At 61.8% G+C, this 25,271-nt stretch carries 23 protein-coding genes and 1 pseudogene; 9 read left to right on the top strand and 15 right to left on the bottom strand.

The window, feature by feature from the left end; genetic code table 11:
* The first annotated feature begins 4 nt into the window (after positions 1–4).
* Complete coding sequence (locus tag SGN16_RS27815) at positions 5–1,372, top strand: DUF2868 domain-containing protein (protein ID WP_335944621.1); 1,368 nt, start codon at positions 5–7, stop codon at positions 1,370–1,372.
* Positions 1,365–2,738: a GTPase/DUF3482 domain-containing protein gene (locus SGN16_RS27820; RefSeq protein ID WP_335944622.1), complete on the top strand. Its 1,374-nt coding sequence runs from the start codon at positions 1,365–1,367 to the stop codon at positions 2,736–2,738. Before SGN16_RS27815 ends, SGN16_RS27820 begins: the two co-directional genes overlap by 8 nt.
* Positions 2,739–2,825: 87 nt before the next feature.
* Here SGN16_RS27820 and SGN16_RS27825 read toward each other — a convergent pair whose 3' ends face one another.
* Positions 2,826–3,317 carry a DUF523 domain-containing protein gene (locus tag SGN16_RS27825; protein WP_210641864.1) on the bottom strand — a complete coding sequence of 164 codons (492 nt, stop codon included), beginning with the start codon at positions 3,315–3,317 and terminating at the stop codon, positions 2,826–2,828.
* 2 nt (positions 3,318–3,319) lie between these two features.
* On the bottom strand, positions 3,320–3,952 hold the full coding sequence (locus SGN16_RS27830; RefSeq protein WP_210641866.1) for a 2OG-Fe(II) oxygenase: 633 nt from the start codon (positions 3,950–3,952) through the stop codon (positions 3,320–3,322).
* A gap of 141 nt (positions 3,953–4,093) precedes the next feature.
* On the opposite strand from SGN16_RS27830, the gene SGN16_RS27835 reads away from it, so the two are divergent.
* The gene (locus tag SGN16_RS27835; RefSeq protein WP_210641867.1) at positions 4,094–4,837 is read left to right on the top strand and encodes a DUF2059 domain-containing protein; all 744 of its coding nucleotides are present in this window, start codon (positions 4,094–4,096) and stop codon (positions 4,835–4,837) included.
* A gap of 128 nt (positions 4,838–4,965) precedes the next feature.
* On the opposite strand, the gene SGN16_RS27840 is transcribed toward SGN16_RS27835, so the two are convergent.
* On the bottom strand, positions 4,966–5,913 hold the full coding sequence (locus tag SGN16_RS27840) for an alpha/beta hydrolase (protein ID WP_335944623.1): 948 nt from the start codon (positions 5,911–5,913) through the stop codon (positions 4,966–4,968).
* Positions 5,914–6,020: 107 nt separating this feature from the next.
* On the opposite strand from SGN16_RS27840, the gene SGN16_RS27845 reads away from it, so the two are divergent.
* From SGN16_RS27845 to SGN16_RS27855, 3 genes are all read left to right on the top strand, one after another.
* On the top strand, positions 6,021–6,608 hold the full coding sequence (locus tag SGN16_RS27845; RefSeq protein WP_335944624.1) for a DUF6436 domain-containing protein: 588 nt from the start codon (positions 6,021–6,023) through the stop codon (positions 6,606–6,608).
* 110 nt (positions 6,609–6,718) lie between these two features.
* Positions 6,719–9,127, top strand: a complete 2,409-nt coding sequence (locus tag SGN16_RS27850; protein ID WP_335944625.1) for a penicillin acylase family protein — start codon at positions 6,719–6,721, stop codon at positions 9,125–9,127.
* Positions 9,128–9,227: 100 nt separating this feature from the next.
* A complete protein-coding gene (locus SGN16_RS27855; RefSeq protein ID WP_003206631.1) occupies positions 9,228–9,569 on the top strand; it encodes a carboxymuconolactone decarboxylase family protein in 342 nt (113 codons plus the stop codon).
* Positions 9,570–9,580: 11 nt separating this feature from the next.
* Here the strand turns inward: SGN16_RS27855 and SGN16_RS27860 are convergent.
* Positions 9,581–10,545 (bottom strand): annotated as a pseudogene (locus tag SGN16_RS27860) (GlxA family transcriptional regulator).
* 187 nt (positions 10,546–10,732) lie between these two features.
* On the opposite strand from SGN16_RS27860, the gene SGN16_RS27865 reads away from it, so the two are divergent.
* A complete protein-coding gene (locus SGN16_RS27865) occupies positions 10,733–11,371 on the top strand; it encodes an HD domain-containing protein (RefSeq protein ID WP_335944626.1) in 639 nt (212 codons plus the stop codon).
* A gap of 193 nt (positions 11,372–11,564) precedes the next feature.
* Here the strand turns inward: SGN16_RS27865 and SGN16_RS27870 are convergent, their stop codons facing one another.
* The 8 genes from SGN16_RS27870 to SGN16_RS27905 form a co-directional block, all read right to left on the bottom strand.
* The gene (locus SGN16_RS27870; RefSeq protein WP_210641881.1) at positions 11,565–12,452 is read right to left on the bottom strand and encodes an ABC transporter permease subunit; all 888 of its coding nucleotides are present in this window, start codon (positions 12,450–12,452) and stop codon (positions 11,565–11,567) included.
* Positions 12,449–13,369, bottom strand: a complete 921-nt coding sequence (locus SGN16_RS27875) for an ABC transporter permease subunit (protein WP_210641883.1) — start codon at positions 13,367–13,369, stop codon at positions 12,449–12,451. The genes SGN16_RS27870 and SGN16_RS27875 overlap by 4 nt, the downstream gene beginning before the upstream one ends.
* Complete coding sequence (gene potA / locus SGN16_RS27880; protein WP_210641885.1) at positions 13,366–14,508, bottom strand: polyamine ABC transporter ATP-binding protein; 1,143 nt, start codon at positions 14,506–14,508, stop codon at positions 13,366–13,368. The genes SGN16_RS27875 and potA overlap by 4 nt, the downstream gene beginning before the upstream one ends.
* Before the next feature lie 72 nt (positions 14,509–14,580).
* Positions 14,581–15,678 (bottom strand): polyamine ABC transporter substrate-binding protein, encoded by a 1,098-nt coding sequence (locus SGN16_RS27885; RefSeq protein ID WP_335944627.1) that lies wholly within the window; start codon positions 15,676–15,678, stop codon positions 14,581–14,583.
* Positions 15,679–15,861: 183 nt separating this feature from the next.
* Positions 15,862–16,959: a polyamine ABC transporter substrate-binding protein gene (locus SGN16_RS27890; RefSeq protein WP_210645450.1), complete on the bottom strand. Its 1,098-nt coding sequence runs from the start codon at positions 16,957–16,959 to the stop codon at positions 15,862–15,864.
* A 197-nt stretch (positions 16,960–17,156) separates the two neighbouring features.
* A complete protein-coding gene (locus SGN16_RS27895; RefSeq protein WP_210641888.1) occupies positions 17,157–18,521 on the bottom strand; it encodes an aspartate aminotransferase family protein in 1,365 nt (454 codons plus the stop codon).
* A 59-nt stretch (positions 18,522–18,580) separates the two neighbouring features.
* Positions 18,581–19,939: a glutamine synthetase family protein gene (locus tag SGN16_RS27900; protein WP_210641890.1), complete on the bottom strand. Its 1,359-nt coding sequence runs from the start codon at positions 19,937–19,939 to the stop codon at positions 18,581–18,583.
* Between the two features lie 40 nt (positions 19,940–19,979).
* Positions 19,980–20,756, bottom strand: a complete 777-nt coding sequence (locus SGN16_RS27905) for a gamma-glutamyl-gamma-aminobutyrate hydrolase family protein (RefSeq protein ID WP_335944628.1) — start codon at positions 20,754–20,756, stop codon at positions 19,980–19,982.
* A gap of 278 nt (positions 20,757–21,034) precedes the next feature.
* Between SGN16_RS27905 and SGN16_RS27910 the strand changes: the two genes are divergently transcribed.
* Together SGN16_RS27910 and SGN16_RS27915 are read left to right on the top strand one after the other, a co-directional pair.
* The gene (locus SGN16_RS27910; RefSeq protein WP_025216023.1) at positions 21,035–22,411 is read left to right on the top strand and encodes a glutamine synthetase family protein; all 1,377 of its coding nucleotides are present in this window, start codon (positions 21,035–21,037) and stop codon (positions 22,409–22,411) included.
* 240 nt (positions 22,412–22,651) lie between these two features.
* On the top strand, positions 22,652–23,284 hold the full coding sequence (locus SGN16_RS27915; protein WP_210641894.1) for a TetR/AcrR family transcriptional regulator: 633 nt from the start codon (positions 22,652–22,654) through the stop codon (positions 23,282–23,284).
* Positions 23,285–23,444: 160 nt separating this feature from the next.
* Here the strand turns inward: SGN16_RS27915 and SGN16_RS27920 are convergent, their stop codons facing one another.
* From SGN16_RS27920 to ssuC, 3 genes are read right to left on the bottom strand one after another with little or no spacing between them, the layout of a single operon-like run.
* Complete coding sequence (locus SGN16_RS27920) at positions 23,445–23,660, bottom strand: TOBE domain-containing protein (protein ID WP_003177394.1); 216 nt, start codon at positions 23,658–23,660, stop codon at positions 23,445–23,447.
* Positions 23,661–23,685: 25 nt separating this feature from the next.
* Positions 23,686–24,492, bottom strand: coding sequence for an aliphatic sulfonates ABC transporter ATP-binding protein (gene ssuB / locus SGN16_RS27925; RefSeq protein WP_335944629.1), 807 nt, complete (start codon positions 24,490–24,492; stop codon positions 23,686–23,688).
* Positions 24,489–25,271, bottom strand: coding sequence for an aliphatic sulfonate ABC transporter permease SsuC (gene ssuC / locus SGN16_RS27930; RefSeq protein ID WP_210641899.1), 783 nt, complete (start codon positions 25,269–25,271; stop codon positions 24,489–24,491). Before ssuC ends, ssuB begins: the two co-directional genes overlap by 4 nt.

Consider the following 25,271-nt stretch of genomic DNA (forward strand, 5'->3'; position numbering starts at 1 on the left):
GCCCGTGACAGAACTGCAGAACCTCTGGTTGACCGAGACGGTACGCCTGCGTGAAGAGCACGCCGGCCCGCTCGAGGACCAGGAAGCCAATCGCCTGGCCCGTGCGGCAGGGGGCGACTTATCCACCCGCATCCGCCACCGCGCCCACTGGCTGGCCGAACGCGATGGCCTTACCCAAGCCCTGCGCCACTGGCTGCAAGGGGCGCGCCTGGCACTGTTGGTATTGGCGGTGCTCGCTATTATCAGCGGCGCCGGCCTGGGCTTTGCCGCCCTCGGCGACGGGCAAACGCCGGTCAATGTGTTCTGGGCCTTGGGCAGTCTTTTGGGGCTGAACCTGATTCTGCTCATTTCTTGGACCCTGGGTCTGATCTTCGCCGGTGAGCAAGGTGCCGCACTGGGGCGCCTGTGGCTGTGGCTCAGCGAAAAACTCGCCCGCGATGCCAAGGCCGCCCAGCTGGCACCGGCCCTGCTGCTGTTGCTGCAACGGCACAAGCTCAATCGCTGGGTCCTCGGCGCGCTGGTCAACGGCTTGTGGCTGCTGGCGATGCTCAGCGCCCTTGTCATCGTATTGATGCTGATGGCGACCCGGCGCTATGGCTTCGTCTGGGAAACCACGATTCTCGGCGGCCAGACCTTCGTCGCCATGACCCAGGCGCTAGGCGCGCTGCCCGCACTGCTGGGGTTCAGCGTACCGACCGCGGAGATGATTCGCGCCAGCGGCGACGGCGCCCTGAACATCGAAAGCGCCCGGCAGGCCTGGGCCGCCTGGCTGGTGGGCGTGCTGCTGGTCTATGGTGTGGTGCCACGCCTGGGCCTGGCGCTGCTGTGCCTGTGGCGCTGGCGGCGTGGCCGGGCCACGCTGCGCCTGGACTTGAACCTGCCGGGCTACGCACAACTGCGCGAACGGCTGATGCCCAGCAGCGAACGCCTGGGCGTCAACGACGCCGCGCCTGCGCAGTTGCATCACATCGAAAGCGCGGTCGGCGCAATGCAAAGCGATGGCGCATTGCTGGTGGCCATCGAACTGGACAATCGACCCTGGCCACCGAAACTGCCAGACACCGTGAAGAACGCTGGCATCCTCGACAGCCGCGAGTCGCGCCACAAACTCCTTGAACAACTGTCACGCTTTCCCCCGGCACGACTGGCGATTGCCTGCGACCCACGCCGCTCCCCTGACCGTGGCAGCCTCGCGTTGATCGCCGAGCTGGCCCGCAGCGCCAGCGCCACCCGTGTCTGGCTGTTGCAAGCACCGCCCGGCGAAGCGCTGGACGCCGAGCGCCTGGGCGACTGGCACGACGCGTTGCAGCAGTTGCAATTGCCCTTCGCCGACTGTGCGCCCCTGAACTGGCTGGAGACCGGCCATGACTGAGCCCCTGAAGCCGCTGAAACTGGCCGTGGTCGGCCACACCAACGTGGGCAAGACGTCGCTGCTGCGTACCTTGACCCGGGATGTCGGCTTCGGCGAAGTGTCCCACCGTCCGAGCACTACTCGACATGTCGAGGGCGCGCGTCTGTCGGTGGACGGCGAAGCGCTGCTGGAGCTGTACGACACGCCGGGCCTGGAAGACGCCATCGCCCTGCTCGACTACCTCGATCGCCTCGAACGCCCTGGAGAACGCCTGGACGGCCCGGCGCGACTGGCCCGCTTCCTTGAGGGCAGCGAGGCGCGGCAACGCTTCGAGCAGGAGGCCAAAGTGCTGCGGCAACTGCTTGCCAGCGATGCCGGGCTCTATGTGATCGATGCTCGGGAACCGGTGCTGGCCAAGTATCGCGATGAGTTGCAAGTGCTCGCCAGTTGCGGCAAGCCGCTGCTGCCGGTGCTGAATTTCGTCAGCAGCGCCAATCACCGCGAGCCCGACTGGCGCGAAGCCCTGGCACGGTTGGGGCTGCACGCCCTGGTGCGCTTTGACAGCGTCGCCCCGCCCGAGGACGGTGAACGACGTCTGTATGAAAGCCTTGCATTGTTGCTGGAAAGCGCTCGGGGGCAACTGGAACGACTGGTCGCCGATCAACAGGCCCAACGCCAGGCTCGCCAACAGAGTGCGGTGCGCTTGATCGCCGAGTTACTGATCGACTGCGCCTCCTGCCGTCGCAGTGTGGCCAGCGATGCTGAACTGGAACGCCAAGCCATCAGCGAGCTACGCAACGCGGTGCGTCAGCGTGAACAGCGCTGCGTCGAAGCGCTGCTCAAGCTCTACGCGTTCCGGCCGCAGGATGCGGCGGCCAGCGACCTGCCGCTGCTCGACGGCCGCTGGGGCGATGACCTGTTCAACCCTGCAACCCTCAAGCAACTGGGCGTGCGGGTCGGTGGCGGGATCGCGGCGGGCGCGGCGGCCGGTGCCGGTGTGGATTTGCTGGTGGGTGGCCTGACCCTCGGTGCCGCCGCCTTGGCCGGGGCCATTGCCGGCGGTGCCCTGCAAACCGCACGCGGCTACGGCAACCGGCTGATGGGCAAGCTCAAGGGGCAGCGGGAACTGACGGTGGACGACAACGTGCTGCGCCTGCTGGCACTACGCCAACGCCAACTGCTGCAAGCCCTCAACCAGCGTGGCCACGCGGCGATGGACAGCATCCGCATCGCCATGCCCCAGGACAAGACCTGGCGCGAAGGCAAACTGCCCGACGCCTTGGGCAAGGCGCGGGCGTATCCGCAATGGTCGTCGTTGAATCCTCAGGCGCGGTTGAGCCAGGCGGAGCGGCAGGAGCAGATCGAGCAGTTGGCCGAGCAGCTCTAGATGACACAATCCCTGCTTGGGCACATGGTGCCCCCTGTGGCGAGGGGATTTATTCCCTCGCCACAGGAAAGCAGCGCTACCCCGTAGTTACTCATCGATCAAAGCCCTGAGCGCCGCAGCGGCCTCCGGCAACTCCAACTCACTGAACACCTGCACCCCATGGCGCTTGAGCAACGCTGCCGTCACGCCTTCGCCACTGACTTTCACGCCACTGAACGTCCCGTCATAGGTCAGCAGGTTGCCGCACGACGGGCTGTTGGCCTTGAGCACAGCGATCCGGATGCCGTGCTCACGCACCAACGCCAGCGCTTGATACGCACCTGATAAAAACTGCGCGCTGACATCTTCGCCGTCCGAGGTGATTACCGCTGCGCGACCATCGAGCACTTGCCCGCCCTGCCCACCGGGAATCTCTGCCGCCGCGCGTGGCGTGGGCAGGCCGCCGGCGACTTCCGGGCACAACGGCACGACCCGGCCTTCGTCGAGCCATTGCTGCAACTGATCGAACGGCCCGCTGGCGCCACCGTCGTAGCGCACGCGGTGCCCAAGCAGGCAGCGACTGACCAGGATCTTTTCCATGCTCAGAACAACTCGTTGCCACGGCGCCGGAACCATCCCGTCAAGGACAGGCGATCGCGCGTGGCAGGCAGGACTTCATGGGGTATTTCCCCCGACAGGAACACCACCAGGCAGCCACCAGAGGGCACCACGTCATGTTCCACGCCGTCGTCCAGGTACATGCGCAACTGACCGCCATGTTCCGGCAGCCAAGCGTCGTTGAGATAGAGCACCGCCGACACCATGCGCCGGTCGTCGTCGCGAAAGCGGTCGACGTGCTTGAGGTAGAACGCGCCGGGCGGGTACAGGGCGAAATGGCTTTCGAAATCTTCCAGGCCCAGGAACAACCCCCGATTCATCGCCTCGCGCAGACTGTCCATCAGCCCCAGGTAACGGTCGCAGGCCTGCGCCTGGCCGGGTTCGATCCACTGGATACGATCACCGCGAATGCCTTCACGAATTTCCGAAAACGGCCCGCGCCCGACCGCGGCCGGCGCCAGCTCGCCCTCGGCGGCACGCTGGCGACATTCAGCCGCCAGGGCACGGGTCAGCGCATCCGGCAGGAAAATGTTCTGCTGCGACCAGCCGCGCTCGGCCAGGTCGTCGACGATACGTAACAACAGGGGGTGATCAGAAGGTATTTGCATGGCGCGCATAGTATTCCTGTGCCCGTAAAACCGACAGCGACGCTCAGCAGGTTTTTTGCTGCCAGATAGCACCGCCGTACGAACTTGATACGAATTCTCGACAAGACCCCACACCCCACGGAGAATAGTCGGCTGCTGACAGGAGTCCCTATGCGCCGTTTGCTTTTCTCACTGTTGATGTTCTGCGTATTGCCTGCCTGGGCAGACAGCTATGACCAGTTGTACAAGGTCGCCGGCTGGCCGGAACAGCGGGCGCATTTCAATGACGCCTTGAGCGCCGCGCAGCAGCGTTACCAGGACAGCCTGCCGCCAGCGGTGTTCCAGGCACTGGTGAACAACAGCAATCAACGTTTCGCCCCCCAGGCCATGGACCAGCGGGCCGAAGCGCAAATGCGCAAGAATCTTCGCGACCCTCAGCCAGCCCTGAGCTTTTTCCAATCGCCTTTGGGCCGCAAAGTCGTGGCCGCCGAGCTACTGGCGACCCGTCGCGATCAACTGGCGAAAAACGCCAAGGGCCTGCCGAAGATGCAAGCCAGCGACAACCGCCTGTTAATCATCGGCCACCTGGCCAAGGCCCTGCCGGCCCGCGAGGCTGGCGCTGAAGTCAGCCTGGCGATCGCCGGCGTGGCGGCCGATAGCCTGAGTTCGATGATCCCCGGCCTGCTGGGCGGCGGCCAGGCCCAGGGCATGCTCAATGGTCAGCGCCAGCGCCTGATGGAACAGATCGGCACCGACCTGAACAACACGTTGTTGTACGTCTACCGCGACCTGACGGATACCGAGCTGGAAGAGTTTTCCACCTTCGCCGAGTCGACCGAGGGCCAGGCTTATTATCAAGCGGCCTTGGCGGCGATTCGGGCGGGGTTGGCGGTGGGGCAGAATCTCGGGCAGTAGATCTTCAGCGTCCATGGCACCGCTATCGCGAGCAAGCTCGCTCCCACATTGGACCTTTGGCGCTCGTCAAACCTGAGTTCACTCAAGCCTCTGTGGGAGCGAGCCTGCTCGCGATAGCAATCGCCCAGTCACCGCCGCGCCCGGCTCATCCGCTTGGTCAGGAACCCAAACATCTCCTGCCGTATCGCCAGCGTCTCGTTCGCCAGGTGATGCCGGCCTTCAGACAACATCAATACCTGCGGCCGGTCGAACTTGCTGCGCAGCACCTGCAGGTTGTGCGCCCAGTCCACCGTCATGTCCGCCTGCCCCTGTACGATCAATGGCTGGCGCGGGCTGCTCGGGGCGGCTTCGATGCGTTTGATCCACTGCCCCAATGCCCCCACCCACGCGGTGGGCAGGCGCAGCGGTTGCAGCGGATCGGCTTGCAGGAAGGACAGGAACTGCGGGTCGTTGGAGTTTTCGCTGAAACGCCGGGCGATGCCGGTCACGAAGGGTTTGAGCAGGTAATAACTCAGGCGCGACCAGCCCCAGGCCCGCGGCCGTACCAGGGGCGACAGCAGAATGACCTGGCCCTGGGCCGGGCTGTTGGCACCCTGGTTGAGCACGTGATCGACCACGATGGCCCCGCCGGTGCTTTGTCCGCATAGATGCCAGGGTTGCGGCAGGTCCAGCTTCCCGGCCTCGCTCAGCAGGCCCTGCAACGTGGCCTGGTACTCGGCGAAATCGCCAATGCTGGCGCGTTCGCCGCTGGACAGGCCATGCCCCGGCAAGTCGCAGGCGATCACCGCGAATTTCTGCTCCAGGGCCCACTCGATCAAGTGTCGGTACAGTCCCATGTGATCGTAGTAACCGTGGAACACAAACATCGTCGCCACGGCTTTGTCCGGCCACCAGACCTGAGCGACCACCTCATACCCGTCTATCTCGAAACGCCCCAGTCCCTTGCGCAACGGGCGCTGGGGGAAATCCAGCCCATAGAACCGCTGATAGGCCTGCGCTTGCTCCGAGAGAGGCTGCCACTGCGCCAAGGGTTGCAGGCTGGCACGCAGGTGATCGGGGTCGAAAGTGGCAGGCATCACTATTTCCAGGCAAGGCGCAGCGCGCGAAACGGACTTTATAGGCCTGCGATATTCATCTGTCGCGGCAGGCATGGCAAGCTACGCGGTCTCAGAGGATCGACTCCATGCGTTCGCCCCACCGCACGACCTTGCTTGCCAGCCTGCTTGCCCTCGGGTGTGCCGCCGTGTTGTGGGTCGCCTACGACTGGTTCCAGGGACGTTTTCTGCGCACGTTCAGCCAGCACACGGCAGTGTTTTCCGGCGACCCTTTGCGCCTGCCGACCGAACTGGCCGGCCCCGGCGCGATCCGCCTGGTGCATTTCTGGGATCCGGCGTGCCCGTGCAACGTCGGCAATCAGCAACACCTGACTGAACTGATCGATAAATATGTGCCGCAAGGCGTCGAGTTTTACACGGTGCAAAAGGCCGGCAGCCAAGGTCGCCTGCCGACCACGCTGAGCAGCCTCAAGTCCCTTGCGGTACTCCCCGGCTCGAGCCAGATTCCAGCCAGCCCCGCCGTGGCGATCTGGGATCGCAGCGGCAAACTGGCGTATTTCGGCCCCTACAGCGAAGGGCTGACATGCAACTCGAGCAATAGCTTCATCGAGCCGATCCTCGAAGCATTGAGCATCGGCCGGACGTTCGATGCCACCCACACGCTGGCGGTGGGGTGTTATTGCCCGTGGGGCCAGGACACATCAGCCAAAGAATAGCCAGCCGGGGGAAATCCCTCCGAGGAGCGATGCGCAGGGAAGCAGCGGCATGTTAAACAGGGAATAAACAGCGAGACCATGGGGTCGCTGTCACTCAATAAGGAATCTCCATGAAACGCACCCTCATCGCCTTCCTGTCATTGGTCGTCACCGCCATCATCGTCGCGGGTGGCTACCTCTACAGCAAGCAGCCCACCCGCCAGGGCACGGTGCAACTGCAAGGACTGCACGGTTCAGTGACCGTGCGCTACGACGAGCGCGGCGTGCCGCACATCCGCGCCGAGAACGAAACCGACCTGTACCGCGCCCTCGGCTATGTCCACGCCCAAGACCGGCTGTTCCAGATGGAAATCATGCGCCGCCTCGCCCGTGGCGAACTGGCCGAGGTGCTGGGGCCTAAGCTGCTCGACACCGACAAGCTGATGCGCAGCCTGCGTATCCGCGAGCGCGCCGCGACCTATGTCACCGAACAAGACCCACAATCCCCGGCCTGGATGGCGATGCAGGCCTACCTGGACGGCATCAACGCCTACCAGGACAGCCACACCCGACCGGTGGAGTTCGATGTGCTGGGCATTCCCAAGCGCCCCTTCACCACCGAAGATACCGTGAGCATTACCGGTTACATGGCCTACAGTTTCGCCGCCGCGTTCCGTACCGAACCACTGCTGACCTACGTGCGCGACCAACTGGGCGCCAACTACCTGAATATTTTCGACCTCGACTGGCAGCCTCAAGGCGTACTGGCCGCCAGTCGCAAGAGCGCCCTGCCATTGGCCGCCAGCGCCTGGAAGGACCTCAACGCCCTGGCTCGCCTGAGCGAGCAGGCCCTGGCCGACAATGGCCTGCCGCAGTTCGAGGGCAGCAACGCCTGGGCGGTCTCCGGCAACCGAACCCACAGTGGCAAGCCTTTGCTGGCGGGCGACCCGCATATTCGCTTTTCCGCGCCCTCGGTATGGTATGAAGCGCACCTGTCGGCGCCGGGTTTCGAACTCTACGGGCATTACCAGGCGCTGATGCCCTTTGCGACGCTGGGCATGAACAAGGATTTCGGCTGGAGCGTCACCATGTTCCAGAACGACGACCTGGACCTGATCGCCGAGAAGGTCAACCCGGACAACCCTGAGCAGGTCTGGTATCGCGGCCAATGGGTGGACATGACCCGCAGCGAACAGCAGATCGCGGTCAAGGGCCAGGCGCCGGTGACCCTGGTGCTGCGCCAGTCGCCCCACGGTCCGATCGTCAACGATGCCCTCGGCGCGAACGCCGGCGAGACGCCGATCGCCATGTGGTGGGGGTTCCTGGAAAGTCGCAATCCGATCCTCGACGCCTTCTACCAGCTCAACCGCGCCGACAGCCTTGCCAAGGCGCGCAGCGCGTCAGCCAAGATCCATGCACCTGGGCTGAATGTCGTCTGGGCCAATGCCAAGGGCGATATCGGCTGGTGGGCGGCGGCGCAATTACCCAAGAGGCCGGCCGGCGTGAAGCCCGGATTCATACTCGATGGCAGCAGTCCGGAGGCGGAAAAAGAAGGCTTCTACCCTTTCAGCAGCAACCCCCAGGAAGAGAACCCGCCACGGGGCTACATCATCTCGGCCAACTTCCAGCCGGTGCCGGCCAGTGGCATCGAGATCCCGGGTTACTACAACCTCCCCGACCGTGGCCAGCAGCTCAACCTCCAGCTCAGCGACAAACAGGCGAAATGGGACATCGAGACCACCCAGAAACTGCAACTGGGCACCACCACCGCCTACGGCCCGCGCTTGCTCGCACCTTTGCTGCCGGTGCTGCGTGAAGTGGTCAGCGATCCGCAGGAGCGCAAATGGGTGGAGCAACTGGCCCAATGGCAAGGCGATTACCCGCTGGACTCCACCAGCGCCACGCTGTTCAACCAGTTCTTGTTCAACCTGGCTGACGCGGCCCTGCACGATGAGCTGGGCGACGGCTTCTTCGAGACCGCGCTGTCGACCCGGGTGATCGACGCGGCCCTTCCACGCCTGGCGGCTGCGGCAGACTCACCGTGGTGGGACGACCGCTCGACACTGGGTACGCAAACCCGGGCCGACACCGTGAAAAAAGCCTGGAGCAAGAGCCTGGCGCACCTGAAGACCACCCTCGGCGAGGATGCCACGCAATGGCAGTGGGGCAAGGCCCACACCCTGACCCACGGCCATCCGCTGGGCATGCAAAAGCCGCTGGATCGGATCTTCAATGTCGGCCCGTTCGCTGCGCCGGGCACCCACGAAGTGCCTAACAACCTCTCGGCCAAAATCGGCCCGGCGCCCTGGCCAGTGACTTACGGCCCGTCCACCCGACGGATCATCGACTTCGCCGACCCGGCCCACAGCGTCACCATCAATCCGGTGGGCCAGAGCGGCGTGCCGTTCGACAAGCATTACGAAGACCAGGCCGAGGCCTACATCGAAGGGGTGTATCACCAGGCGCACCTGGCCGAGGAAGAAGTGGTGGCCAATACCCGCGCAACCCTGAAGCTGTTGCCGGCCAGGGCCGCGCCCTGAGTTTGTGGGGTATTTTTTCATCGCCAACAGGCTTGATCGTCATGGATGGTCAAGACTACTAGGGTTCAACACCCCGTCCCCCTTCATAGGAGTCAACGCAATGTTCAACAACTGGTCCGAACTGCTGCCCACCATCAAGAGTGCCTTTGGCGCCTTGGGCAAGAGCAACCCGAAAATGGTCAAGGCCTACATGGCCCTGGATGAAGCCGCTGCCGAAAACGACGTCCTCGATGCCAAGACCCGTGAGCTGATCTCCATCGCCGTGGCCATCACCACCCGCTGTGACGGCTGCATCGGCGTGCACACCGACGCCGCCATCAAGGCCGGCGCCACCCGCGAAGAAATCGCCGCCACCCTGGCCACCGCGGTGTCGCTGAACGCCGGCGCGGCGTACATCTACTCTCTGCGTGCGTTGGAGGCCCATGACGCGTTGAAGAAGTGACCGGCTGACACCTACGCCAGCGCGCCGAAATTCAGCCTGAATTGCTGCGGCGTTACGCCCAGCCTGCGATTGAATACGCTGCGCATGTGCTGGGCATCGCGAAAGCCGCATTGCCAAGCCACGGTCTTGAGCGGGGCGCGGGTGCTTTCGAGCATCACCCGCGCCGCGTCCACCCGGGCCTGCTCGACGAACTCCGCGGGCGTGATCTTCGCTTCCCGGGTGAACACCCGAGAGAAGTTACGCTGGCTCATGCTCGCGGCCTTGGCCAGATCGGCGATGGTCAGGTCACCGTTCAGGTGCGCCAGTACATAGGCCTGGACCTGGGCCACGGTGGATGTCGGTTCAGCGTGGGGGCAAGAAAAGGGCTGAATTGCGACTGCCCGCCCGCGCGCTGGGTGAACACCACCAGCCGCTTGGCAACACTCAGGGCAACGTCCGGGCCATGGTCCTGGGCCAGCAGGAACAACGACAGGTCGATGCCAGCGCTGACCCCGGCGGAGGTGTAGAGCTGGCGGTCCTGCACGTACAAACGATCCGCTTCGACCCGGGTCGAGGGACACAGCTGCGCCAGCGCCGCGGCGTCACCCCAATGGGTGGTAACAGTCCGCCCCTCCAGCAATCCAGCCCGGGCCAGCATGAAAGCGCCATTGCAGATCGACCCAAAGCGCCGGGCCCGACCACAGGCCTCCCGCAGCCAAGCATCGAATTCTGCGCCAAGGTGTATGAACGGCAACTGCGGCCCGCCCGCGACCAACAGCAGGTCGTAGGCCTGCCGAGCCTCGCTGAAATGCCGATGGGCATTCAGGGACAAACCGTTGGAACAGGACATCGCGCCTCGCTCGGCGCCGATCACTTCAAGTCGATAGTGATCCTCGGCGACCAGGAACCGATTGGCTTCGCTGAACACGTCCATGGGCCCGGTAACGTCCAGCGACTGGACACCAGGGAATACCACGACGGCGACGATTTTCTGCATGGTGCTTGCTTGCCTTCGAGTCGAACGACTCCAGCACCCTAGCCAATTCGCGCCCCGGAAGCCATCTGGCACGAAACCCAGGCTTATTGGCAAGGATCGCAGCCATGGGAACATTGTTCCGGTACCTTGCGGCGAACAGACTGACCTCCTCGGCGCCGCACTGGCCCATCGTCAAGAGGAGAACAGCATGAACAGCATCGCCGGCATCAAGATCCCCGACAGCACCCTCGCCCGCGCCACCACCGAGTACATCCGCGATATCGAGCCCGACCTGCTGTACCACCACTCTCGCCGGGTATTTCTGTTCGGCGCCTTGAGTGGCCAGCGTCGGCAGTTGGCCTATAACCCGGAGTTGCTGTATGTCGGTGCGATGTTCCACGATCTGGGTCTGGTGGAGGGTTATCGCAGCGACAACGAGCGCTTCGAAGTAGACGGTGCAAACGCGGCCGCAGCGTTTCTCAAGCCCTACGGGTTGAGCGATGACGACATTGAGCAGGTGTGGCTGTCGATTGCCCTGCACACTACGCCGGGCGTGCCCAAACATCTGCGTCCCACGGTGGCGCTGGTGACGGCCGGAGTGGAGATGGACGTGCTGGGAATGGACTACGCCGCGTTCCCGGCAGCGCAACGCGACGCCGTGGTGCACGCTCACCCCCGCGGAGCAGGTTTCAAGGAGTGCATCATCTGCGCCTTCGCCGACGGCTTGCGGCATCGTCCGCAGACCACCTTTGGCAACGTGAAGACCGACGTGCTGGTGGATCAGGAACCCGGGTTCAAACCGATGAACTTCGTGGAGGTAATCCGCACTTCGCCTTGGCATTCGTAGCCAGCACGCCCCACCGCTATCGCGAGCAAGCTCGCTCCCACAAGGGGATCTGCGTTCGGCCGCGAATTTGTAGGCGAACAAAAAACTGAGGGAGCGGGCTTGCTCGCGAAAGCGGTGCATCAGCCAACATGAAAGTTGGATGTACCTCCGTCTTCGCGAGCAAGCCCGCTCCCACATTTGCGCCAGTGTCAGGTTAGACCGGCGCGGTCACGGTCCGGCGTACTTCCGGTTGTTTCCAGGAGTCGGCGGCGCTTTCTTCGATAGCTTGCTGGATCGCCCGCTTACGGCTCTCTTCGGCGCGGCGGCTGAAGAACCAGACCAGGAATGTCACCAGCGACACGGCCAGCAGGATCAGGCTCGCCACGGCATTGATCTCCGGTTTCACCCCCAGGCGCACCGCCGAGAAGACTTCCATCGGCAATGTCGTCGAGCCTGGGCCCGAGACAAAGCTCGCCAGCACCAGGTCATCCAGGGACAACGCGAACGACATCATGCCCCCCGCCGCCAGCGACGGCGCGATCATCGGGATGGTGATCAGGAAGAACACCTTCCATGGCCGCGCACCGAGGTCCATGGCCGCCTCTTCGATGGACAGGTCCAGTTCACGCAAGCGCGCCGAGACCACCACTGCTACATAAGCCGCACAGAATGTGGTGTGAGCGATCCAGATCGTGATAATGCCACGCTCCTGGGGCCAACCGATCATCTGTGCCATGGCCACGAACAGCAGCAACAGCGACAGACCGGTGATCACTTCCGGCATCACCAATGGCGCGGTGACCAGGCCACCGAACAACGTGCGCCCCTTGAAGTGGGTGATGCGGGTCAGCACGAAAGCCGCCAACGTGCCCAGGGCCACCGCAGCGACCGCCGTATAGCAGGCGATTTCCAGCGAACGCACCACCGACCCCATCAACTGAGTATTGTCCAGCAGGCCGACGTACCACTTGATCGACCAGCCGCCCCACACCGTTACCAGCTTCGAGGCGTTGAACGAGTAGATCACCAGGATCAGCATCGGCGCGTAGATGAACAGCAAACCCAGCACCAGCATCAGGCTTGAAAAACTGAAGCGCTTCATTCCTTGCCCTCCATTTCTTTGGCCTGACTGCGGTTGAACAGGATGATGGGCACAATCAGAATCGCCAGCATCACTACCGCCAGGGCGGATGCCACCGGCCAGTCACGGTTATTGAAGAATTCCTGCCACAGCACTTTACCGATCATCAGGGTTTCCGGGCCGCCCAGCAGTTCCGGGATCACGAACTCCCCCACCACCGGAATGAACACCAGCATTGCACCTGCGATGATGCCGTTCTTGGACAGCGGCACGGTGATTTTCCAGAAGCTGTTGAAGGTGCTCGAGCCCAGGTCGGACGCGGCTTCCAGCAGGCTTGGATCGTGTTTCACCAGGTTGGCGTACAGCGGCAGGATCATGAACGGCAGGTAGGAGTAAACGACCCCGATATACACCGCCAGGTTAGTGTTGAGGATCTGCAGCGGTTCGTCGATCCAGCCCATGCTCATCAAAAAGCCGTTGAGCAGACCGTTGTTGCTGAGGATGCCCATCCACGCGTAGACGCGGATCAGGATCGCGGTCCAGGTCGGCATCATGATCAACAGCACCAGCACCGTCTGCAGCTCTTTGCGGGCGTTGGCGATGGCGTAGGCCATCGGGTAACCGATGATCAGGCACAGCACCGTGCTGATCAGGGCCATTTTCAGCGAGCCGAGGTAGGCGGCAATGTACAACTCGTCGTCGCCCAGCATCGCGTAGTTGCTCAAGTTGAGCAGCAGCTGCAGCTTCTGGTCGACGTAGCTGTAGATCTCGGTATACGGCGGAATGGCCACATCGGCTTCAGCGAAACTGATCTTCAGGACGATGAAGAACGGCAGCATGAAGAACAGGAACAGCCAGATGAAGGGCACCCCGATGACCAGTTGACGGCCACCGGGCGTTATTCGGTCGAGTCGGCGTTTGAGTTTGCGCATGTTCATGAGCGAAGCACCACGCCGCTGTCATCTTCCCACCAGACGTACACCTGGTCGCCCCAGGTCGGCCGCTGGCCACGACGTTCGGCGTTGGCGACGAAGGACTGGACCAGCTTGCCGCTCGGCAATTCGACGTAGAACACCGAATGGCCGCCCAAGTAAGCGATGTCATGGACCTTGCCGCTGGACCAGTTGTTTTCGCAGGTCGGCTGCTCGGCGGTGACCAGCAGTTTTTCCGGGCGAATGGCGTAGGTGACGGACTTGTCCTGTACCGACGTACTGATGCCGTGGCCCACATAAATGTTGCGGTCCAGGTCCTTGCAGGTCAGTACTGCGTGGCCTTCGGCATCGTCCACCACCTCGGTCTCGAAGATGTTGACGTTGCCGATGAACTCGCAGACCAGCCGGCTGGTCGGGGTTTCGTAGATGTCGATCGGGCTGCCGATCTGGGCGATCCAACCCAGGTGCATGATCGCGATGCGCTCGGCCATGGTCATGGCCTCTTCCTGATCGTGGGTCACCATGACGCAGGTCACGCCGACCCGCTCGATGATCTCGACCAGCTCAAGCTGCATTTGCGAGCGCAGCTTCTTGTCCAGGGCCCCCATCGGTTCGTCGAGCAGCAACAGCTTTGGCCGCTTCGCCAGGGAACGGGCCAGGGCCACGCGCTGACGCTGGCCGCCGGAGAGCTGGTGCGGCTTGCGCTTGGCGTACTGGCTCATCTGCACCAGCTTGAGCATTTCGGCGACACGGGCGTCGATCTCGGCTTTCGGGATCTTGTCCTGTTGCAAGCCAAAAGCGATGTTCTGCGCCACGGTCATGTGGGGAAACAAGGCGTAGGACTGGAACATCATGTTGATCGGCCGCTCATAAGGCGGCATGTCGGTGATGTCCACACCGTCGAGGAAAATGCGCCCCTCCGTGGGCCGTTCGAAACCAGCCAGCATGCGCAGCAAGGTGGATTTGCCCGATCCCGAACCGCCGAGCAAGGCGAATATCTCGCCTTTCTTGATTTCCAGGGACACATCGTCCACGGCAATCGTCTCGTCGAACTTCTTTGTGACCCGGTCGATTTTGACCAACACCTGCTTGGGTGTCTGGTCGCCCTCGAGGGCTTTCTTATAGGCGCCGGAGGCAACTGCCATTTACGAAACTCCCACAGAATTTGCAGTTCGCCCCATGCGGGCGAACCTTGGATAGTTAGAGCGCGCTTAACGCTATTTACCCGACTTGACCTTGGTCCAGCTGCGGGTCATGAGTCGTTGGATCTTGGGCGGCAACTCGGAGTTGACGTAAAGCTTGTCGACGACCGCTTGCGGTGGGTAAACCGCTTCGTCGGTGCGTACTTTCTGATCCATCAGTTCGCCAGCCTTCGGGTTGGGGTTGGCATAACCGACGGTGTCGCTGACCTGGGCGATCACCTCAGGCTTGAGCACATAATTGATGAACGCGTGGGCCTGCTTGACGTTGGTGGCGTCTCGCGGGATCGCCAGCATGTCGAACCAGAGGTTGCCGCCTTCCTTGGGAATCACATAGGCGATTTCGACGCCCTTGCCGGCTTCGCTGGCACGTGCCCGGGCCTGGAAAATGTCGCCAGAGAAACCGGCGGCCACGCAGATCTCGCCGTTGGCCAGATCGGAGATGTATTTGGAGGAATTGAAATAAGTCACGTAAGGCCGGATCTTGAGGAGCTGGGCCTCGGCCTTCTTGTAGTCTTCAGGGTCTTCGCTGTTGGGATTCAGGCCCAGGTAATTGAGCATCGCCGGGATCATCTCGTCGCCCGAGTCGAGGAACGAAACGCCACAGCTGGAGAGCTTCTTGATGTTTTCCGGCTCGAACAGCATGGCCCACGAATCGATCTTGTCGACGCCCAGGACCGCTTTGATCTTCTCGACGTTGTAGCCGATGCCGTTGGTGCCCCACAGGTAAGGCACGGCGTATTGGTTGCCCGGGTCGTTCTTCTCCAGGCGCTTGAGCAGCGCAGGGTCGAGGTTGGCGTAGTTGGGCAGCTGCGCCTTGTCGAGTTTCTGGAACGCCCCGGCCTTGATCTGCTTGCCCAGGAAGTGGTTGGACGGCACGACCACGTCGTAACCGGTACGCCCGGCCAGCAGCTTGCCTTCCAGGGTTTCGTTGGAATCGAACACGTCATACACCGGCTTGATGCCCGTGGCTTTTTCGAAGTCCGCCAGGGTGGTCTCGCCGATGTAGTCCGACCAGTTATAAATATGCACGGTGGACGCCGCCTGGACGCTGACGGCAAGCGTCAGGCCAGCGCCGACCAACAGGGCATTGCGTAGCAAAGAAAAAACAGGCACGTGGAGGTCCTCTTAAATAGTTGGGCCCAAGTTGCCCCCGTTACCTGACCGCAAAGGCCCTGCAACAAAACCGGCGCGCAACTTACCCTCGATAAACCGATCCAGCAAAACTTTTAGTCATTTAATTGCTCCTGTTGTCACCGTCGCGATGACGGCGACAACAGGAAGATGCTTCAGGCCGGCTTATTTACCGGATTTGATCTTGGTCCAGCTGCGGGTCATGATCCGCTGGGTCGCGGCTGGCAGGTCGGCAATCGCGTAGAGCTTGGCTTGCACGTCCGCCGGAGGGTAGATGCCCGGGTCGCTGGTGATTTCCTTGCTGACCAGCGGCGTAGCGGCCGCGTTGCCGTTCGGGAAGCTCACGGTGTCCGTGATTTCAGCCATGATTTCCGGCTTTTGCAGGAAGGTCATGAACTTGTAGGCACCTTCGACGTTTTCGGCATCTTTAGGGATGGCGACCATATCGAAGAAGCTGCCAGCACCTTCTTTCGGAATGTTGTAGCTGACTTTTACCTTGCCACCGGCTTCGGCAGCACGGGACTTGGCCTGGTAGATATCGCCCGAGTAGCCGACCGCTACGCAGATGTTGCCGTTGGCCAGGTCAGAGATGTACTTGGACGAGTGGAAATAGCCGATCGAAGGACGGATCTTGAGGAACAGCGCCTCGGCTTCAGCCAGTTGTTTCTTGTCCTGGCTGTCGGTTGGGTAGCCCAGGTAGTGCAGCGCCACCGGGATCATTTCGGTCGGCGAGTCGAGGAAGCTGATGCCGCAGGATTTCAGCTTGGCCGCGTTCTCCGGCTTGAACAGCAGGTCCCACGAGTTGGTCGGTGCATCGGCACCCAGCGCGGCCTTGACCTTATCGGCGTTGAATCCGATGCCGATCGAGCCCCACATGTACGGGAAGGCGTGTTCGTTGCCCGGGTCGCTGACCGAAACGGCCTTGAGCAGGTCGGTATTGAGGTTTTTCCAGTTGGGCAACTTGGACTTGTCGAGTTTCTGGTAGACCCCGGCCTTGATCTGCTTGGCCAGGAAGTTGTTCGACGGCACCACGATGTCATAACCGGATTTGCCGGCCAGCAACTTGGCTTCCAGGGTTTCGTTGCTGTCGAATACGTCGTAGACCACTTTGATCCCCGACTCTTTCTCGAACTTGGCGACGGTGTCCGGCGCAATGTAGTCGGACCAGTTATAGACGTGCAGCACTTTATCGTCCGCCTGAACGGCACCCGCCATCACGCCCATCAGGGACATGGCGAGGAGGGTCTTGCCAGCTATCTTCATACCTAATGTCTTCATGCCTAATGCCTTCATGAAAAAGTGCTCCAGTTATTCTTCTTAGCCACAGTTCAGTAGCCGACTCTCTGGCAACTTGAACAGGCGGTAGTCTGGCAAGTTACAGGGCAGGCTTTCAACAAAAGCCCAGCCTTTTGTTCACGCCGGGCGAGGCCCTTTCGGGCACCTCGCTCAGAGCCTAGCACTTAGCCTTGCAACGCACTGAGGGTCAGGTCCAGGCACTGCCGCGCCTTGGTCACCAGTTCATCGATCTCGGCCTTGCTGATCACCAGCGGCGGCGCAATGATCATGGTGTCGCCCACCGCACGCATGATCAGCCCGTTATCGAAACAGAACTGCCGGCAGATCATGCCTACACCCTTGCCTTCATAGCGCTTGCGCGTGGCCTTGTCCTGAACCAGCTCGATGGCCCCCAGCAAACCGACCCCGCGTACTTCACCCACCAGCGGATGATCATTCAGTTCCCGCAAACGCTTCTGCAAATAGGGTGCCGTTTCGGCATGGACACGCTCGATGATCTTTTCGTCGCGCAGGATACGGATGTTTTCCAAGGCCACCGCAGCGGCTACCGGGTGACCGGAATAGGTAAACCCGTGGTTGAAGTCGCCGCCTTCGTTGAGCACCGCGACCACATCATCGCGCACGATCAGGCCACCCATGGGGATGTAGCCGGAGGTCAGGCCCTTGGCAATGGTCATCATGTGCGGTTTCAACCCGTAGTGGTCGGTACCGAACCACTCACCGGTACGGCCGAAACCGCAGATCACTTCGTCGGCCACGAACAGAATGTCGTACTTGGCGAGGATTTCCTTCATGCGCGGCCAGTAGCTGTCCGGCGGTACGATCACGCCGCCCGCACCCTGGATCGGCTCGGCGATGAAGGCTCCGACGTTGTCCACGCCGAGCTCCAGGATCTTTTCTTCCAGTTGATTGGCCGCCCAGACGCCGAACTCTTCGGGGCTCATGTCGCCGCCTTCGCCGAACCAGTACGGCTGGGCGATGTGGACAATGCCCGGGATCGGCAAGTCGCCTTGTTCGTGCATATAGGTCATGCCGCCCAGGCTCGCGCCGGCCACGGTCGAACCGTGATAACCGTTCTTGCGGCTGATGATGACTTTCTTGTTCGGCTGGCCTTTGATCGCCCAATAGTGACGGACCATCCGCAGCATGGTGTCGTTGCCTTCGGAGCCGGAGCCGGTGAAGAACACGTGATTCATGCCTTCAGGGGCAATGTCGGCGATGGCTTTGGACAGTTCCAGCACCGGCGGATGGGCGGTCTGGAAGAACAGGTTGTAATAAGGCAGTTCACGCATCTGGCGGCTGGCGGCGTCGGCCAGTTCATCGCGGCCGTAGCCGACCGCCACGCACCAGAGGCCGGCCATGCCGTCGAGGATCTTGTTGCCTTCACTGTCCCAGAGGTAGACGCCCTTGGCGTGGGTGATGATGCGCGGGCCTTTCTCTTTGAGCTGTTTGAAGTCGCTGAACGGCGCCAGGTGATGATCGTTGCTCAGGGCCTGCCATTCACGGGTTTGCGGGTTGTTGCGGGTCATGCGAATTCTCCTTTATATCGGTGGGAGCGAGGCTGCCCGAAGCAGCCCCGCCCGGCGCATCAGACGGCAAAGAGCAGGAATTCCCGCTCCCACGAACTGATGACGCGCTTGAAGTTTTCATGCTCGGCCCGCTTGACCGCGACGTAGCCTGTGATGAATTTCTTGCCCAGATACTTCTCGATGGTCGCGCTGTTCTCCATGCGCTCGAGGGCATCTTCAATGGTCAACGGCAGGCGCAGGTTGCGGCGCTCATACCCGCGGCCCACGACCGGTGCGCTCGGGTTGATGCCTTCGACCATGCCGATGTAACCGCACAACAGGCTGGCGGCAATGGCCAGGTACGGGTTGGCGTCGGCACCCGGCAGGCGGTTTTCCACCCGGCGGTTCTGCGGCCCGGCATCCGGCACCCGCAGGCCCACGGTGCGGTTCTCTTCACCCCACTCCACGTTCACTGGCGCCGAGGTGTCGGGCAGGAAGCGGCGGAACGAGTTGACGTTGGGGGCGAACAGCGGCAACAGCTCGGGGATGAATTTCTGCAGGCCGCCGATATGGTGCAAGAACAGCTCGCTCATGGTCCCGTCTTCATTGGAGAAGACGTTCTTGCCGGTTTCCTTGTCGATGATGCTCTGGTGCAGGTGCATCGCGCTGCCCGGCTCGCCCGTCATGGGCTTGGCCATGAAGGTGGCGGCCACGTTGTGCTTGAGCGCCGCTTCACGCATGGTGCGCTTGAACACCAGAATCTGGTCGGCCAGGGAAAGGGCATCGCCGTGACGGAAGTTGATTTCCATCTGCGCCGTACCGTCCTCGTGGATCAGGGTATCGAGGTCCAGTTCCTGCAGTTCGCACCAGTCATAGACGTCTTCGAACAGCGGGTCGAATTCGTTGGCCGCTTCAATCGAGAAAGACTGGCGACCGGTTTCCGGGCGACCGGAGCGGCCAACGGGCGGTTGCAGCGGAAAGTCCGGGTCGTCGCTGCGCTTGGTCAGGTAGAACTCCATTTCCGGTGCGACGATCGGCTGCCAACCCTTGTCGGCATAAAGCTTGAGCACCTTCTTGAGCACGTTGCGCGGCGACAGCTCGATAGGGTTGCCCTGCTTGTCGTAGGAGTCGTGGATAACCTGGGCGGTGGGCTCGATGGCCCAAGGCACAAGGAATACTGCGTTTTCGTCCGGGCGGCACATCATGTCGATGTCGGCAGGGTCGAGCAGTTCGTAATAGATGTCGTCTTCGACATAGTCGCCCGTAACGGTCTGGAGCAGGACGCTCTCGGGCAGGCGCATGCCTTTTTCGGCAATGAACTTGTTGGTCGGCGAGATCTTGCCCCGGGTGATGCCGGTCAGGTCGCCAATCATGCATTCGACTTCTGTGATCTTATGGTCTTTCAACCAATCGGTGAGCTGGTCGAGGTTGTTACTCATAAATGCCTCTAGGCGTGAGTTTCCTGGCTGCTATTAGTAGTCAGGCGTTGTTTGACGCATCGGCGTCGCGTTGTGTTGCCCTTGCCCGGCAGGCATCGCCAAATGCCTGGAAAATCGCAAGGTAGTACGGATTGGAGCTTACCTCCCATTCAGGGTGCCACTGCACACCTAAAGCAAAAGCCTTGCCTTGTGTCACTGAGACCGCCTCGATCAGGCCGTCCGGCGCCACCGCTTCGGCCCGCAGACCAGGAGCCAGGCGCTCAATGCCCTGGCCGTGGATCGAGTTGACTTCAATCACCGACGGCAAGCCCAGGCCCGCCAGGACGCCACCAGGCTGGATATGCATGGCATGAGCCGGGCCATACTGAATGTCTACCGATTGTGTGTCGTCTTCACGATGATCGATGAAGGTTCCGACTTCATGAACTTTTTGATGCAGGCTGCCGCCAAAGGCTACGTTCATTTCCTGGAAGCCGCGGCAGATGCCCAGCACCGGCACACCCGCATCGACCGCGGCGCGAATCAGCGGCAGGGTGGTGGCATCCCGTGCAGGATCATGAGCAGTACCCGGCGCGCTGGCGGGGCCCTGATAATGAAAAGGTTCTACATTAGAAGGAGAGCCGGTAAAAAGAATGCCGTCCAGGCTGTCCAGAATATCGGACGGAGCGAATAAATCCGCCAGGGACGGGATCAGCACTGGCAGGCCCTTGGCGGCTGTCGCGACAGCCCGGGAATATTTATCGCCACTGATGTGATACGCATGCAGACCAATCTGCTTGGAGCAGGTGGTGACGCCGATTAACGGCAGGCGAGACATGAAGCACCCCGGTATTATTGCTGTTATGGGTTTGAATCGAGCTTAGCCTTGTTCATTTTTTTACACAACACCCCCGTAAAAAATACAACACGGCCCGCTCAAGCCTGCGGGCGCCAAGCCCGGCAAAGGGAAAAAAACGCCCTAAATTGCCTCAAAAAAGCTCCACAGGTGCTTTTTTAGGGCAAAAAAGGCCCTGCTTGACTTCGGCATGCCGTTCGGGTTGACTGGCTTTCGAAGAGATCAATGATTGATATTTTTAACAACAAAGGTGTTGCATCATGTCGGTACCCCCGCGTGCCGTTCAGCTTAACGAAGCGAACGCGTTCCTTAAGGAACATCCTGAGGTTCTGTACGTTGACCTTCTGATTGCGGATATGAATGGTGTGGTGCGCGGCAAGCGCATCGAACGCACCAGCCTCCACAAGGTTTACGAGAAAGGCATCAACCTGCCGGCCTCTCTATTTGCTCTGGATATCAATGGCTCGACGGTGGAAAGCACCGGCCTGGGCCTGGACATCGGCGACGCTGACCGAATCTGTTATCCAATTCCTGACACCCTGTGCAATGAGCCCTGGCAGAAGCGTCCTACCGCACAACTGTTGATGACCATGCACGAACTCGAAGGCGAGCCTTTCTTCGCCGACCCTCGTGAAGTCCTGCGCCAGGTCGTGACCAAGTTCGATGAGCTGGGCCTGACCATCTGCGCCGCATTCGAGCTGGAGTTCTACCTGATCGACCAGGAGAACGTGAATGGCCGCCCACAACCGCCCCGCTCACCGATCTCCGGCAAACGCCCGCATTCGACCCAGGTCTACCTGATCGACGACCTCGACGAATACGTCGATTGCCTCCAGGACATTCTGGAAGGGGCCAAGGAGCAGGGCATTCCCGCCGACGCCATCGTCAAGGAAAGTGCTCCGGCGCAGTTCGAAGTGAACCTGCACCACGTCGCCGATCCGATCAAGGCCTGCGACTACGCGGTCCTGCTCAAGCGTCTGATCAAGAACATCGCCTACGACCATGAAATGGATACCACCTTCATGGCCAAGCCGTATCCGGGCCAGGCGGGCAATGGTCTACACGTTCACATTTCGATTCTGGACAAGGATGGCAAGAATATTTTTGCCAGCGAGGATCCCGAGCAGAACGCCGCACTGCGTCACGCGATCGGCGGTGTGCTCGAGACCCTACCGGCGCAGATGGCTTTCCTCTGCCCGAACGTCAACTCCTACCGTCGTTTCGGTGCCCAGTTCTATGTGCCGAACTCGCCGACCTGGGGCCTGGACAACCGCACCGTGGCCCTGCGCGTGCCCACCGGTTCCGCCGATGCCGTGCGCCTGGAACACCGTGTTGCCGGCGCCGATGCCAACCCGTACCTGCTGATGGCGGCAGTGCTGGCAGGCGTGCACCATGGCCTGGTCAACAAGATCGAGCCCGGTGCGCCGGTGGAAGGCAACAGCTACGAGCAGAACGAGCAAAGCCTGCCGAACAACCTGCGCGATGCCCTGCGCGAACTGGACGACAGCGAAGTCATGGCCAAGTACATCGATCCGAAATACATCGATATCTTCGTGGCTTGCAAGGAAAGTGAGCTGGAGGAGTTCGAACACTCCATCTCCGACCTTGAGTACAACTGGTACCTGCATACCGTGTAAGTGGGTTGCAGTGAAAAATAACGCCGCAGGCCTTCAGGGCTGCGGCGTTTTTTATGTGTTTGGGTGGATGGCCGCCTTCGGCGGATCGCGAGCAAGATCGTCCCACAGGGGATTTGCGGTGCGCATGCTTTGAGGGTCACCACACACTCAATGTGGGAGCGAGCCTGCTCGCGATGGCGGCCGGGAAGACAACACCGGACCCGGCTCGTACAATGCCCGGCAGCCCCGCAGGAGACACCCATGACGCGCATCGCCACCCCTCGCAAACCCCGCGCACGCAGCCAGGCCCGGATCGACACCATCCTTGATGCCGCCCGTACGCTGCTTGCCGCCGAAGGCGTGGCCAGCCTGTCGATCTATAGCGTCGCCGAACGCGCGGGGATCCCGCCCTCCTCCGTCTACCACTTCTTCGCCAGCGTCCCGGCGTTGCTTGAAGCGTTGACCGCCGACGTCCATGCAGCCTTTCGCGCCTGCCTGCAGGCGCCAATCGATCATCAAGCCCTGAACCACTGGCACGACCTGTCGCGGCTGGTGGAGCAGCGCATGCTCACCATCTATGGCCAGGACGCCGCCGCCCGCCAACTGATCCTGGCCCAGCATGGCCTGACCGAAGTCACCCAGGCCGACCGTCAACACGACCTCGAGCTGGGCGACCTGATGCATAAATTGTTCGACCGCCATTTCGAACTGCCAACGCTGCCTAAAGACGTCGACGTGTTCGCCCTGGCCATGGAGCTGGGCGACCGCGTCTACGCCCGCTCGGTGCAACAACACAACCAGATCACCCCGCGCATGGCGGAGGAAGGCATGCGGGTATTCGATGCGTACCTGGGGTTGTATCTGCCGCCGTATTTGCCCAAGCGCTCTGATTGATCGGTGATCGTTCCCACGCTCCGCGTGGGAATGCAGCCAGGGATGCTCCGCGTCCCCAAGAGCCGAACGCGGAGCGTCCGTAGAGGCATTCCCACGCAGAGCGTGGGAACGATAAGCCCCGAAGGGCTCGCGCCGTCCGGGGCTGTGGGTAAAGCATCGCTCACAGCTTGGCGATAGACACCTCGGTGGATTTGACGAAGGCGATCACTTCGCTGCCGATCGCCAGCTCCAGCTCCTTGACCGAGCGAGTGGTAATGACCGAGGTGACGATGCCGGAGGCGGTCTGCACGTCGATTTCCGACAGTACGTCGCCCTCTACGATTTCCTTGATGGTGCCTTTGAACTGGTTGCGTACGTTGATGGCTTTGATAGTCATGGTGTCGATTCCTGTCTGGATGAAGTTATTGCGCCCAACGCAACTGCGTGGGCAAGGGTGAAACGGGTTCGGGTTCCGGCGGTTGGCCGGGCAAGGACAGCACACGGTTGAGGACTTCGGTTTCCAGGGCCGCCAGGCGATGTGAGCCGCGAACCCGTGGACGTGGCAGGTCGATAGCCAGGTCGAGGCCGATCTGGCCGTCCTCGATCAGGATCACCCGGTCAGCGATTGCCACCGCTTCGCTGACGTCATGGGTCACCAGCAGCACGGTAAAACCGTGTTGCTGCCACAAGCGTTCGATCAGTTGCTGCATCTCGATTCGGGTCAGCGCGTCCAGCGCTCCCAAGGGTTCGTCGAGCAACAGCAGGCGTGGTTGATGGATCAGGGCGCGGGCCAGGGCCACCCGTTGTTTCTGCCCACCGGACAATGCCGCCGGCCATTCATGGGCGCGGTCGGCCAAGCCCACGGCTTCCAATGCCTGCAACGCTTGCGGCCGCCAGTTACCCTTGAGCCCGAGGCCGACGTTATCGATGACTTTTTTCCAGGGCAGCAAACGAGCTTCCTGAAACATCAGCCGCGTGTCCTCCCGGGCGTCACTCAACGACGCCGAGCCGGCCAACAGTTGGCCGCCCGAGGGCTGATCGAGGCCGGCCAGCAAGCGCAGCAAGGTACTTTTTCCACAGCCGCTGCGACCGACTACGGCCACGAACTGCCCGGCCGGAACGTGTAGGTCGATGTCCCGCAGCACTTGGCGCGAGCCGAAGGTTTTTTGCAGCTTGCGCACTGCCAACGGAATGCCTCGCAGCAGGCGCGGAGGTTGTTGGGCGGTCATGCGGCACCTCCCTTGTGCACTTGATAGGCCGGGTGCCAACGCAGCCAGACCCGCTCAAGCCCGCGGGCGGCGAGGTCGGCCAGTTTGCCCAGCACGGCGTACAAGAGAATCGCCAGCACCACCACATCGGTCTGCAGGAACTCCCGGGCATTCATTGCCAGATAACCGATACCGGAGCTGGCGGAGATGGTTTCCGCCACGATCAGTGTCAGCCACATGAAACCCAGGGCAAACCGCACGCCCACCAGGATCGAAGGCAAGGCCCCGGGCAGAATCACCTGGCGAAACAGACTGAAACCGGACAGGCCGTAGCTGCGAGACATCTCCACCAGTGCCGGATCGACGTTGCGAATCCCGTGGTAGGTATTGAGGTAGATCGGAAACAGCGTGCCCAGGGCCACCAGGAAAATCTTCGCCGACTCGTCGATACCAAACCACAGGATCACCAGCGGAATCAGCGCCAGGTGCGGCACGTTCCGGACCATCTGCACGGAACTGTCCAACAGGCGCTCGCCCCATTTCGACAGGCCAGTGATGAAACCCAGGGCCAGGCCAATGCCGCCGCCGATCAGGAAACCGACCGCAGCCCGCCAACTGCTGATGGCCAGGTGCGTCCAGATCTCGCCGCTACGCACCAGATGGACCCCAGCTTCGACCACCGCCACGGGTGCCGGCAGGATCCGCGTGGATAACCAACCCGCCGACACCGACAGTTGCCATACCGTCAGCAACAGCAGCGGTACCGCCCAAGGCGCAAGGTTGTGGATAATTTTCTTCAT

This window comes from Pseudomonas sp. G166, assembly GCF_037027455.2.
In the GTDB taxonomy this organism is placed as follows: Bacteria; Pseudomonadota; Gammaproteobacteria; order Pseudomonadales; family Pseudomonadaceae; genus Aquipseudomonas.